We start from the raw sequence: 12,431 nt of genomic DNA on the forward strand, positions 1-12,431 counted from the left end.
GTCCACGACCACGACCCCGCCCCGGCGGCGCGCGGCGGCGACCACCGAGCGCATCGCGGCGGGCGGCACCACCACCCGGTCGCCCCGGTCCCAGCTCAGGACGCGCAGCGCGTGCAGCTCGGGCAGGGACTCCTCCAGCGCGCCCGCGCCGACCCGGCCGCGGGAACCTGCGAGGTCCGGCCAGCGGAGCCCCGCCGCGCCCTCGCCGCCGAGCAGCACGTCCATGCCGCCGCCCAGCGGGTCGCCGTCGATGAGGATGGTCCGCTCGCCGGCCCGGGCGGCCCTGACGGCCAGGGCGCACGCGAGCGTGGAGGCCCCGGCGCCGCCGCTGCCGCCGATGACGCCGACGGCCAGGGCGCTCTTCCCTGCCCCTTCGACGACGTCCGCGATGCGGTCGACGAGCAGGGTCTCGGCGTCGGGGAGCCGCAGCACCTCCTCGGCGCCGATCTCCACCGCCCGCTGCCACACGAGGGGGTCGTCCAGGTCCCTGCCGACGAGCAGCACCCCGGGCCGGCGCGGCGCCCCGCGCACGCGGCGGGCGGCATCGTCCCCGACGAGGACCAGCGGCGCGGACTCCCACCCGACGCTTCCGGCCGGACCGCCGGTGCGGCCGGACGGCCCCTCCGGACCGCTCCCCCCGCCGTCACCGCCTCCGCTCGGCCCGGGCAGCGCGTGGTGCACATGGGGTTCGGCGCCGGCTGCCGCGCACAGCCTCAGCAGGTCGTCGAGGAGCAACGGGTCCTCGGTGACGATCAGCGGTCGACCGCCTGCGGGCGGCGGCCCTCCCTCCGGAGCCACTGGCCTGATTCCGCCTGACCCGACGAGCTCGCGCCGTTCACACGACTTCGATCCAGCCACGATCTCCGCCCCCTTCTCATGGCAAATGCCGGCGCCGCGGACTTCGCGGCCGGAATCACCGTGCAGGGATCCGGAAAAAGAAGTGGATCTTGCTCGAAAACCGTGGACATCGGGAGCCTTGTGAATAACTCCGTCACTCCAACGGGTGAGTTCCGGAACGCGCCGGAACCACTACGCACCGTGACGAGTCTGGAGCGGTAAGGGCCTCCGTCACACGGGCCCGCCGACGAAGGGGGGCCGCAGTGATGGGCACGTGATACCGGGGGCGAGGACGTGAACCGCGTCCGGACATGCGACGACCCCCGCCGGGGGGGAGAGCGGGGGTCGTCCCCACGGTCCGACTCGGGGGGGGAGGAGCCAGACCGGGTTAGCACGGTCGCGAACGATCCGTGACTTCCATGGTGTACCCGAGAGCCTTCTCAGGCAAACCCACGCGCCACACCTTACGCCGAATGGTGGGCGCATATGCTCGGGGCGTGGAAATCCAGCCCTTGCCGCACTCGTCGCCCCGTACCGCAGCCTTCTTCGACCTGGACAAGACGGTCATTGCGAAGTCAAGCACTCTGACGTTCAGCAAGTCCTTCTACCACGGCGGTCTCATCAACCGCCGGGCCGTGCTGCGCACCGCGTACACCCAGTTCATCTACTTGGTCGGCGGAGCCGACCACGACCAGATGGAGCGGATGCGGGAGTACCTGTCCGGGCTCTGCAAGGGGTGGAACGTGCAGCAGGTGCGCGAGATCGTCGCCGAAACGCTGCACGACCTCATCGACCCGCTGATCTACGACGAGGCCGCGTCCCTCATCGAGGCCCACCACACCGCCGGCCGCGACGTGGTGATCGTCTCGACGTCCGGCGCGGAGGTGGTCGAGCCGATCGGCGAGATGCTCGGCGCGGACCGGGTCGTCGCGACGCGGATGGTCATCGGGGAGGACGGCTGCTTCACCGGTGAGATCGAGTACTACGCGTACGGCCCCACGAAGGCCGAGGCCGTGCGGGAGCTGGCGGAGTCCGAGGGCTACGACCTGTCCCGCTGCTACGCCTACAGCGATTCCGTGACCGACATCCCCATGCTGGAGGCGGTCGGCCACCCCCACGCCGTCAACCCCGACCGCGCCCTGCGGCGCGAGGCGGTGGCACGCGAGTGGCCGGTGCTGGTGTTCAACCGGCCGGTACGTCTGAAGCAGCGGCTCCCCGGGCTGTCCATGCCCGCCCGTCCGGCACTGGTCGCCGCGGCGGCGGTGGGTGCGGCCGCGGCCACGGCGGGGCTCGTCTGGTACGCGAACCGGCGCCGCTCCGGCGCGCTGGCGGTCGCCGCCGCTGCCGCGGCCACCGTGAGCACCGCCGCTGCCGCGGCGGCCTCCGCCTGAGACACCGCCGGCGTCCTGACGTGCACGGACACCGCCTGTCCGGTTCGCCCGCGATCATCCCGGAAAGTAAAAAAATCAGCCAGGGGTTCCGCTTGCCACTGGAGCGGAGTACAAAGGAATCACGGCCCGCGAGACCGAAGACCATCCGAGAGGATCATCTTTAGAACGCAGGAGAGGCCCCACGGACCGATTGCAGGAACGCCGAGCACCCACGCGACGTCGACCCGTCGATTACGGGCCAGCCGCACCAGGTGACGGGCAAAGACCCCGACCTGATGGGCACATATCGAGGACGCTTGGTAACTGGGCGTGAATGCCAGCGGCGACACCACAGCAGCACGGTGTCGCCGCAACCCTGTGTACGGGCCCGTTACGCGGCGCCGCGCTGCAGGGCTTCGCAGACCGCCGTCGTCTCACGGACGCCCAGCTCCACGGCCCGCCCGCAGTGGGCGATCCACTGCGCCACGCCCTCCGGCGTGCCGGACACGTAGCCGGCGAAGGCCTCCAGGTAAGCCTCCCGCCCCAGCTCCGCGTGGCCGACTTCGGCCGGGCAGATCGCCTTCGGGTCGAGGCCGCTGTTGATCAGCACGATGCGCTCGGCCGCCCGTGCGACCAGCCCGTTGTGCGAGGCGAACGGGCGTAGCGCCAGCAGCTCCCCGTGCACCACCGCCGACAGCACCAGCGCCGGGGCCGCAGTGCCCGCGATCACCAGCCTCGACAGGCCGTCCAGTCGGCCCGCGACCTCGTCGGCGGGGGGCAGCGGCTGCTCGATCAGGGGCTCGTCCACCGGCTCGCCGGCCAGGCGGGGCCGGCCCACCACGTCGCCGTCGGCCGTCGATCCGGAGGCCACCAGGTGCAGGCGGGCCAGCACGCGCAGCGGGGACTGCCGCCAGATGCTCAACAGCTGCCCGGCCTCGGCGGTGAGGCGCAGGGCGGCGCCGACGGCGCGCGCCTCGGGATCCGCACCGAAGTCGGTCCGCCGGCGCACCTCCTCCAGCGCCCAGTCGGCCCCGGACAGCGCCGCGCTCCCCCGGGCTGCGCGCAGGGCGGCCTCCGAGGTCAGCTCCGCGCTGCGGCGGCGCATGATCCGGTGCCCGTAGACCCGGTCGACGGCCTTGCGTACGGAGTCCACGGTCTCGGCGACGCCCGGGAGCGAACCCAGGGCGGCCAGCGGGTCGGCAGCACTACTCATAAGTAGGGAGCCTACGCACTCGACGGCCATAGCACCGACCCCTCCTTGGAGTGGTCTTCTTCACTCGGATGCGCCACTCAATGCGATCGAGCAGCTACGCTTCGTGAACATGAAGATCGCTTTCGTGGGAAAGGGCGGCAGCGGCAAGACGACGCTGTCCGCCCTGTTCATCCGGCACCTCGCCGCGGCCGGGGCCCCGGTCGTCGCGGTGGACGCCGACATCAACCAGCACCTGGCTGCCGCGCTCGGCCTCGACGAGGAGCAGGCGGCCGCGCTGCCGGCCCTCGGCGCGCACCTGCCGCTGATCAAGGATTACCTGCGGGGCTCCAACCCGCGCATCGCGTCGGCCGATTCGATGATCAAGACGACTCCGCCGGGCGCCGGCTCGCGCCTGCTGCGGGTGACCGAGGACAACCCGGTGTACGAGGCCTGCGCGCGCCCGGTACCGCTCGACGGGAGGCCCGTACGGCTGATGGCGACCGGGCCGTTCACCGAGTCGGACCTGGGCGTGGCCTGCTACCACTCCAAGGTCGGGGCGGTGGAGCTGTGCCTCAACCACTTGGTCGACGGGCCCGACGAGTACGTGGTCGTCGACATGACCGCCGGCTCGGACTCCTTCGCCTCGGGCATGTTCACCCGGTTCGACGTGACGTTCCTCGTTGCCGAGCCGACGCGCAAGGGCGTCTCCGTCTACCGCCAGTACAAGGAGTACGCCCGGGACTTCGGGATCGTGCTCAAGGTGGTAGGCAACAAGGTGCAGGGCCCGGACGACGTGGCGTTCCTGCGGGACGAGGTGGGCGAGGACCTGCTCGTCAGCGTCGGCCAGTCGGACTGGGTGCGGGCGATGGAGAAGGGCCGTCCGCCCGCGTTCGGGCAGTTGGAGGCGGACAACCGGCAGGCCCTGGGGGTCCTTCGGGAGGCGGCCGACGGCTCGTACGCCCTGCGCGACTGGGAGCGGTACACGGCGCAGATGGTGCACTTCCACCTGCGCAACGCGGAGAGCTGGGGCAATGCGAAGACCGGGGTCGACCTGGCGGCCCAGGTCGACCCCGGGTTCGTCCTGCGGGAGGATGCCTGCGCGGCGCCGGGGGCGGCGGGAGCGCTCAGTCCTCGTCCGCACCAGCCGACGTCGGCTCCGCGTCCGGCTCCGCAGCCGGCTTGACCCCGGTGGGGGCGGTCGGCTTGACCGGCGGCCCCGCCGTCAGGAACTTCGTCCAGCCCTCTTGCGGTGCTTCGCCGACGTCGAGGGTGCGCAGCCACTCCAGGGCCTGCGGGTCCTGCGCGTCCAGCCAGTCGACGAGCTCACGGAAGGGCACGCAGCGGACCTCCGGGCGGGTGCAGACCGTCTTGATGGTCTCCTCGACGGCACGCATGTAGGTGCCGCCGTTCCAGGATTCGAAGTGGTTGCCGATGATCAGGGGCGCGCGGTTGCCCGCGTAGGCCCGCTCGAAGGCCTGGATCAGGCCGTCGCGCATCTGGTTGCCCCAGTAGGCGTGCTGCGAGGGCTCGCCCTGCGTGGTCGTCCCGGACTGGTTGACCATGTAGTTGTAGTCCATGCTCAGGGTGTCGAAGGCGCGGCCGGGCAGGGGCACCAGCTGCAGCGGCAGGTCCCACAGGCCGTCGGTCTTCTTCGGCCAGACCTGCTTGCTGATGCCGCTGGAGTCGTATCGGAAGCCGCCCATCTCCTTGGCGGCGAGCATGAAGTTCTTCTGGCCTTCGAGGCAGGGGGTGCGGGCGCCGATGAGCTCCTTGTCGTAGTCGAAGGGGAGCGCCTCCATCTGCTTCAGCCCCGCGTTGGTCTTCCAGTTCTTGACGAAGGACTTGGCCTGGTTGATCTCGCTCTTCCACTCCTCGACGGACCAGGTGCCGACGCCACCGTCGGGGCCGCAGAAGTGGCCGTTGAAGTGGGTGCCGATCTCGTTGCCCTCCAGCCATGCGGCGCGGAGCTGCACGGCGGTGTCCTTGATGCCCTGCAGGTCACCGAAGCCGATGTCGGAGCGGCCGGGGTCATGCTGCGGGGCGGTATAGAGAGAACGTTTCTCCTCCGGGAGCAGGTACAGCCCGCTGAGGAAGTACGTCATCCGCGCGTTGTACTTCTTGCCGACCTCACGGAAGTGCGAGAAGAGCTTCTGGCTGTCCTCACCGGCCCCGTCCCACGAGAACACCACGAACTGCGGGGGCTTCTCGCCCGGCTTCAGCCTCCGCGCCTTCTGCACGTTCGGCTGCGGGCCGGTGTACGCGGTCGAGCCGTCGCCGATGGCCCGGTGGACGCTGCCGGGGGCCTGGGGGGCAGCGGCACCCTTCTTCACCTGCGGGCGGGCGGATTCCGAACTGCTGCAGCCGGCAGCCCCCAGGGCCAGTGCCATGGCGACCAGGCCGCCGGCGGTCTTCTTCGTGGCGGCGATCATCCGCCCACCTCTCCTCCAGTCGCACCGCGGGACTTCGCTTCCGTGCCGCAACGTCCCATGCGGTGCGCCCGAGAGAAGGTATGACAAGCCGTACAAAATGCTTAATCACCCAGGGGTGGGATTCTTTAGGCCGTTTGCCCGTATTACCTTCCGCGGAGCTTTACTCTCCATTACCTTTCATTTACTGAGTGTTGATACTTCTGACGGATTTCCATCGATTCCAGCCACTTCCCGCACTTCCCGCCAGTTTCCGCCACTTCCCGCCGCTTCATCCCTCACAGAGGAGACGGGACCCGTGACAGCCACCTTCCCCAAGCGCCCCGCCGACGAGCTCGACGACTCGCCCGGCAAGAAGCCCCGAACCGACCTCGGGGCGGACCTCTCCGCCTCCCTGACCGTGTTCCTGATCGCCCTGCCCCTCTCCCTCGGCATCGCCCTGGCCACCGGCGCCCCGCTCCAGGCCGGACTGGTGGCCGCCGCCGCGGGCGGCATCGTGGTCGGATGCCTGGGCGGCGCGCCGCTCCAGGTGAGCGGCCCCGCCGCCGGACTCACCGTGGTCACCGCGGAGTTGATCCAGCGCTACGGATGGCGCACGACCTGCGCCATCACCGTGCTCGCCGGCTGCTGCCAACTGGGGCTCGCCGCCCTGCGCACCGCCCGGTCCGCGCTGATGGTGAGCCCCGCCATCGTGCACGGCATGCTCGCGGGCATCGGGGTCACGATCGCCCTGGCCCAGCTGCACATCGTCCTCGGCGGCACCCCGCAGAGCTCGGCCGTGGCCAACGTCCGCGAACTGCCGGCCCAGTTGGCCGACATCCACCCGACCGCACTCGGCGTCAGCGTGCTGACCCTGGCCGTTCTGCTCGGCTGGCCGCGGCTTCCCGGGCGTTGCGGCCGCGCCCTGCGGAAGGTGCCGGCCGCGCTCGCTGCCGTCGGCACGGCCACCGCCTGCGCGGCCCTGGCCGGGCTGAGCCTGCCGCGGGTGGACCTGCCCTCCTGGCGCAGCCACGCCCTGCCCGAGCTGCCCGAGGGCCCCGTCCTCGGCCTCATCGCCGCCGTCCTGACGATCACCCTGGTCGGCAGCGTGGAATCCCTGCTGTCCGCGGTCGCCACGGACAAGCTGATCGCCTCCGAGCGGTCCACGGCCGACCGGCCGCCGCGCGCCGACCTCGACCGCGAGCTGCGCGGCCAGGGCGCGGCGAACATCGTCTCCGGAGCGTGTGGCGGACTGCCCATCACCGGTGTGGCCGTGCGCAGCGTGGCCAACGTGAAGTCCGGGGCGACCAGTCGGAAATCGGCCATGTTGCACGGCTTGTGGGTGGTGCTCGCAGCCGCGCTGCTGGTCCCGGCCCTCGACCTGATCCCACTGGCGGCTCTGGCCGCGCTCGTGATGGTGGTCGGGGTGCAGATGGTCAGCATCACCCACATGCGCAACGTCACCCGGCATCGGGAGTTCCTGGTGTACGCCACGACGGTCGTGGCCGTGGTGCTCGGCGGTGTTTTGGAGGGCGTCGCGATCGGGATCGCGGCGGCCGTGGCCGTGGCCCTGCACCGGCTGACCCGGACCCGGATCACGGTGGAGGAGCGGGACGGCGTCCACCACGTACGGGTACGCGGCCCGTTGACGTTCCTGGCGGTGCCACGGCTGAGCCGGACGCTGAACCAGATCCCGCACCAGGGGCACGTGGTCATCAGGATGGACGGCTCGTTCATGGACCACGCCGCGTACGAGACGCTCCAGGACTGGCAGGACTCCCATCTGGCACACGGTGGTTCGCTGGAGGTGAGGGCCCGCCCGGCGGAGGGTGCGCACGGCGCCGCCGCCCCGGGCACCGACGACCCCGTCGGCGCGCGATCGTTCGACGACGACCCCGACGACGGACCGTTCGACGACGGACGGTTCGACGACGGACTGGCCACCCGCGGGAAGGACCCCGCCAGGAAGGACCCCGCGGGGGCGAACGCCGCCGGGCCGGACCCCGACGCCCGGGGCGAGGCAGCGCCCCGGGCGGGCGGCGAGCCCGCCGCCCAGCGCGACGGCCACCACTGCTGCCGGCCCTGGACCCCGTGGAAGAACCACTGCGACCACCGGGCCCCGGCCCCGCGCAGCCGCGGCGCCAACCGGCTGGCCAGCGGGATCACCGCCTTCCAGCGGGACACCGCCCCCCACGTCCGCGACGAGCTCGCCCGGCTGGCCCGCGAGGGACAGCGGCCCTCGCAGCTCTTCCTGACCTGCGCGGACTCCCGCCTCGTCACCAGCATGATCACGGCGAGCGGGCCGGGCGACCTGTTCACCGTCCGCAACGTCGGCAACCTGGTCCCCCTGCCGGGTGCCGAGACCTCGGACGACTCCGTCGCGGCGGCCATCGAGTACGCGGTGGACGTCTTGAAGGTGGACAGCATCACGGTGTGCGGACACTCCGGCTGCGGGGCCATGCAGGCCCTGCTCAACTCGGACCCGGGCGACCCGGTGACCCCCCTGAGCCGGTGGCTGCGGCACGGCGTCCCCAGCCTGCGGCGGATGGACAGCCGCCACCACGCATGGACCCGGATCGCGGGCCGGCTTCCCGCGGACGCCGTCGAGCAGCTGTGCCTGACCAACGTGGTGCAGCAGCTGGAGCACCTCAGGGCGCACGAATCGGTGGCCCGGCGCCTCGCCGACGGCACGCTGGAGCTGCACGGAATGTACTTCCACGTGGGCGAGGCCCAGGCATACCTGCTGTCGGAGGGAGAGGATTTTTTCGACTGTCGGGTTTTTGACACTGTCGGCCAACACGCCTGAAACCAGGGCTGTCCGAACCGATACCCTCCCCTATCCGTGCAACCGACTGGCCCCTTACCGCATCCTGCAGCGGGAAGGGGCCACTCGCGCGCGTAGCCCCGGCGTGCTATAGGTCTAAACCAATCTAGGGCCAGCCCTTGTCACCTGGGCGTCCGACTGATGAGCTATTCCCCGGGGACACAACGGACACCCTGGGAAAGGGAGATGTCGTGAGCAACGAGAGCCTGGCCAATCTGCTCAAGGAGGAGCGGCGGTTCGCACCGCCCGCCGATCTGGCCGCCGCCGCCAACGTGACGACAGCGGCGTACGCAGAGGCCGAGGCGGACCGGCTGGGCTTCTGGGCCGAGCAGGCCCGTCGCCTGTCCTGGGCGGTGGAGCCGACCGAGACCCTCGACTGGACCAACCCGCCCTTCGCCAAGTGGTTCGCGGACGGCAAGCTGAACGTGGCCTACAACTGCGTGGACCGGCACGTCGAGGCCGGCAACGGTGACCGCGTCGCCCTCCACTTCGAGGGCGAGCCGGGCGACAGTCGCGCGATCACCTACGCCGAGCTCAAGGACGAGGTCTGTCGGGCCGCCAACGCCTTGACCGAGCTGGGCATCGGGGCCGGCGACCGGGTCGCGGTCTACCTGCCCATGATCCCCGAGGCCGTCGTGGCGATGCTCGCCTGCGCCCGGATCGGCGCAGCGCACTCGGTGGTCTTCGGCGGTTTCTCCGCCGACGCCGTGGCCTCCCGCATCCAGGACGCCGACGCCAAGCTGGTCATCACCGCCGACGGCGGCTACCGCCGCGGCAAGCCCTCCGCGCTCAAGCCCGCCATCGACGAGGCCGTCGCCAAGTGCCCGCAGGTCGAGCACGTGCTCGTGGTGCGCCGCACCGGCCAGGAGACCGCCTTCACCGAGGGCCGTGACCTGTGGTGGGACGAGACGGTGGGCCGCCAGTCCCCGGAGCACACCCCGCAGGCCTTCGACGCCGAGCACCCGCTGTTCATCCTCTACACCTCCGGGACCACGGGTAAGCCCAAGGGCATCCTGCACACCTCCGGCGGCTACCTGACGCAGACCTCGTACACGCACCACGCCGTCTTCGACCTCAAGCCGGAGACCGACGTCTACTGGTGCACCGCCGACATCGGCTGGGTGACCGGCCACTCCTACATCGTCTACGGGCCGCTCTCCAACGGCGCCACGCAGGTGCTGTACGAGGGCACCCCGGACACCCCGCACCAGGGCCGGTTCTGGGAGGTCGTGCAGAAGTACGGCGTCACCGTCCTGTACACCGCGCCCACCGCGATCCGTACGTTCATGAAGTGGGGCGACGACATCCCCGCGAAGTTCGACCTGTCGAGCCTGCGCGTGCTCGGCTCGGTCGGCGAGCCGATCAATCCCGAGGCCTGGATCTGGTACCGCAAGCACATCGGTGGCGACCGCTGCCCCATCGTGGACACCTGGTGGCAGACCGAGACCGGCGCGATGATGATCTCGCCGCTGCCCGGCGTCACCGAGACCAAGCCGGGCTCGGCGCAGCGCGCACTGCCCGGCATCGGCGCCACGGTCGTGGACGACGAGGGCCGCGAGGTCCCGAACGGCGGTGGCGGCTACCTGGTCCTCACCGAGCCGTGGCCGTCGATGCTGCGCACCATCTGGGGTGACGACCAGCGTTTCGTGGACACCTACTGGTCCCGTTTCGAGGGCCGCTACTTCGCGGGCGACGGCGCCAAGAAGGACGAGGACGGCGACATCTGGCTGCTGGGCCGGGTGGACGACGTCATGCTGGTGTCCGGCCACAACATCTCCACCACCGAGGTGGAGTCGGCGCTCGTCTCGCACCCCGCGGTCGCCGAGGCGGCCGTCGTGGGCGCCGCCGACGAGACCACCGGCCAGGCCATCGTCGCCTTCGTCATCCTGCGCGGCACCGCCCACGAGGACGAGAACCTCGTCGCGGACCTGCGCAACCACGTGGGCGCCACCCTCGGGCCCATCGCCAAGCCGAAGCGCATCCTGCCCGTCGCGGAGCTGCCCAAGACCCGCTCCGGCAAGATCATGCGCCGTCTGCTGCGCGACGTCGCGGAGAACCGCGCACTCGGTGACGTCACCACCCTGACCGATTCGTCCGTTATGACGCTCATCCAGAGCAAGCTGCCCACGGCTGGCAGCGAGGACTGAGCCCGGGCCGGGTCCGGCAGCGGCCCGGCCAGGAAAGGGGCATCTGGCGCAGCACGCCGGATGCCCCTTTCGCGCATAAGGTGACGATCGCCCAGTTCGTTCCCGGGCGCCCCTGTAGGGTAAGGGAAGCGTAAAGAGAAGAAACACAGGTGCGCCGGGAAGTCTGGTCGGCAACGAGTTCCGCATGCCGTCCCACCACCCCGGAGGTGTCCTCTCGTGGCCGCGCCCCGCCCCACCGACCACCGCAGCCGCACGTTCCTCGGCCTCCTCTCCCTGCCCGAACGGCGCTTCGTAGCCGACGCCCTGCGCACCGAGACGGTCGGCGGCCTCCTCCTCCTCATCGCCGCGGTCGTCGCCCTGCTGTGGGCCAACATCCCCACCTTCGGCGACAGCTACGAGGCCGTCCGCACCTTCCACGTCGGCCCGGCGACCCTCGGCCTCGACCTGTCGCTCCAGCACTGGGCGGCCGACGGCCTGCTCGCCGTCTTCTTCTTCGTCGCCGGCATCGAGCTCAAGCGCGAGCTGGTCGCGGGCGACCTGCGCGACCCCAAGGCGGCCGCGCTCCCCGTGATCGCCGCCGCTTGCGGCATGATCATGCCCGCGGCGGTCTACGTACTCGTCAACACGGCCGGCGGCGGCTCGACGAACGGGTGGGCGGTCCCGACCGCCACCGACATCGCCTTCGCGCTCGCCGTCCTCGCGGTCATCGGCACGTGGCTGCCGTCCGCCCTGCGCGCCTTCCTGCTGACCCTCGCCGTCGTCGACGACCTCTTCGCGATCATGATCATCGCGATCTTCTTCACCAGCGACATCCACTTCCCGCAGCTCGGCGCCGCACTCCTCGGCCTGGTCCTGTTCTGGTTCCTGCTGCGCAAGGGCGTGCACGGTTGGTGGGTGTACGTCCCGCTCGCCCTGGCCGTCTGGGGCCTGATGTACAACAGCGGCGTCCACGCGACCATCGCCGGCGTCACCATGGGCCTGATGCTCCGCTGCACCCGCCGGGAGGGCGAGGAGCAGTCCCCCGGCGAGCACATCGAGCACCTGGTCCGCCCCCTCTCGGCCGGGCTCGCCGTCCCGCTCTTCGCGCTCTTCTCCGCCGGGGTCGCCCTCTCCGGCGACGCCGTCGGGCAGGTCTTCACCCGGCCCGAGCCCCTCGGCGTCGTCCTCGGCCTGGTCGTCGGCAAGACGGTGGGCGTCTTCGGCGGGACCTGGCTGGCCGCCCGCTTCACCCGGGCCGAGCTCAACGAGGGCCTCGCCTGGCCCGACGTGCTCGCCGTGGCCTCCCTCGCCGGCATCGGCTTCACGGTCTCCCTCCTGATCGGTGAACTCGCCTTCGCCGGCGACCCGGTGCTCACGGACGAGGTCAAGGCCGCCGTACTGATCGGCTCCTTCATCGCCGCCACCCTCGCGTGCGTCCTGCTCAAGCTGCGCGACCGCACGTACCGGGCCCTGACCGAGGCCGAGGAGCGCGACGACGACCTCGACGGCATCCCGGACATCTACGAGGAGCACACCCCGGCCTACCACCTGCGGATGGCACGGATCCACGAGGAGAAGGCGGCGGAGCACCGTCGCAGGGCAGAAGCCGCGACCGCCGCGCCGGCCGAAGGCGCGCCCGGGTCCAGCGCCGGCGGCGACCGTCCGGCATGATCTGAA

At 71.1% G+C, this 12,431-nt stretch carries 8 protein-coding genes; 5 read left to right on the forward strand and 3 right to left on the reverse strand.

Annotated elements, in window-relative coordinates; translation table 11 throughout:
- A partial coding sequence (ssd, locus tag ACFV7Q_RS29700) for a septum site-determining protein Ssd (protein ID WP_385433036.1) occupies positions 1–807 on the reverse strand: 807 nt, incomplete at its 3' end.
- Between the two features lie 503 nt (positions 808–1,310).
- Here ssd and ACFV7Q_RS29705 point away from each other — a divergent pair.
- Positions 1,311–2,228 carry an HAD family hydrolase gene (locus tag ACFV7Q_RS29705; protein ID WP_385432998.1) on the forward strand — a complete coding sequence of 306 codons (918 nt, stop codon included), beginning with the start codon at positions 1,311–1,313 and terminating at the stop codon, positions 2,226–2,228.
- A 370-nt stretch (positions 2,229–2,598) separates the two neighbouring features.
- Here the strand turns inward: ACFV7Q_RS29705 and ACFV7Q_RS29710 are convergent, their stop codons facing one another.
- Positions 2,599–3,420 (reverse strand): oxidoreductase, encoded by an 822-nt coding sequence (locus ACFV7Q_RS29710; protein WP_385432999.1) that lies wholly within the window; start codon positions 3,418–3,420, stop codon positions 2,599–2,601.
- A gap of 109 nt (positions 3,421–3,529) precedes the next feature.
- Between ACFV7Q_RS29710 and ACFV7Q_RS29715 the strand changes: the two genes are divergently transcribed.
- On the forward strand, positions 3,530–4,582 hold the full coding sequence (locus ACFV7Q_RS29715) for an ATP-binding protein (protein ID WP_385433001.1): 1,053 nt from the start codon (positions 3,530–3,532) through the stop codon (positions 4,580–4,582).
- Here ACFV7Q_RS29715 and ACFV7Q_RS29720 read toward each other — a convergent pair.
- Entirely contained in the window at positions 4,524–5,828 is a 1,305-nt protein-coding gene (locus tag ACFV7Q_RS29720) for a hypothetical protein (RefSeq protein ID WP_385433003.1), read from the reverse strand. The two genes, ACFV7Q_RS29715 and ACFV7Q_RS29720, sit on opposite strands and share 59 nt — an antisense overlap.
- Before the next feature lie 295 nt (positions 5,829–6,123).
- Between ACFV7Q_RS29720 and ACFV7Q_RS29725 the strand changes: the two genes are divergently transcribed.
- From ACFV7Q_RS29725 to nhaA, 3 genes are all read left to right on the forward strand, one after another.
- Positions 6,124–8,610: a SulP family inorganic anion transporter gene (locus ACFV7Q_RS29725; protein ID WP_385433005.1), complete on the forward strand. Its 2,487-nt coding sequence runs from the start codon at positions 6,124–6,126 to the stop codon at positions 8,608–8,610.
- Between the two features lie 209 nt (positions 8,611–8,819).
- On the forward strand, positions 8,820–10,775 hold the full coding sequence (acs, locus tag ACFV7Q_RS29730) for an acetate--CoA ligase (RefSeq protein ID WP_385433007.1): 1,956 nt from the start codon (positions 8,820–8,822) through the stop codon (positions 10,773–10,775).
- A 216-nt stretch (positions 10,776–10,991) separates the two neighbouring features.
- Positions 10,992–12,425, forward strand: coding sequence for a Na+/H+ antiporter NhaA (nhaA, locus tag ACFV7Q_RS29735; protein WP_385433009.1), 1,434 nt, complete (start codon positions 10,992–10,994; stop codon positions 12,423–12,425).
- The last annotated feature ends 6 nt before the right edge of the window (positions 12,426–12,431 follow it).

The sequence above is a fragment of the Streptomyces sp. NPDC059851 genome (assembly GCF_042732005.1).
GTDB lineage: Bacteria > Actinomycetota > Actinomycetes > Streptomycetales > Streptomycetaceae > Streptomyces.

Bases quoted from the DNA above. Each gene is read 5' to 3' on its own strand.
- ACFV7Q_RS29710 (WP_385432999.1), bottom strand. From the start codon at position 3,420: ATGAGTAGTGCTGCCGACCCGCTGGCCGCCCTGGGTTCGCTCCCGGGC.
- ACFV7Q_RS29720 (WP_385433003.1), bottom strand. From the start codon at position 5,828: ATGATCGCCGCCACGAAGAAGACCGCCGGCGGCCTGGTCGCCATGGCA.
- ACFV7Q_RS29705 (WP_385432998.1), top strand. From the start codon at position 1,311: ATGGTGGGCGCATATGCTCGGGGCGTGGAAATCCAGCCCTTGCCGCAC.
- ACFV7Q_RS29715 (WP_385433001.1), top strand. From the start codon at position 3,530: ATGAAGATCGCTTTCGTGGGAAAGGGCGGCAGCGGCAAGACGACGCTG.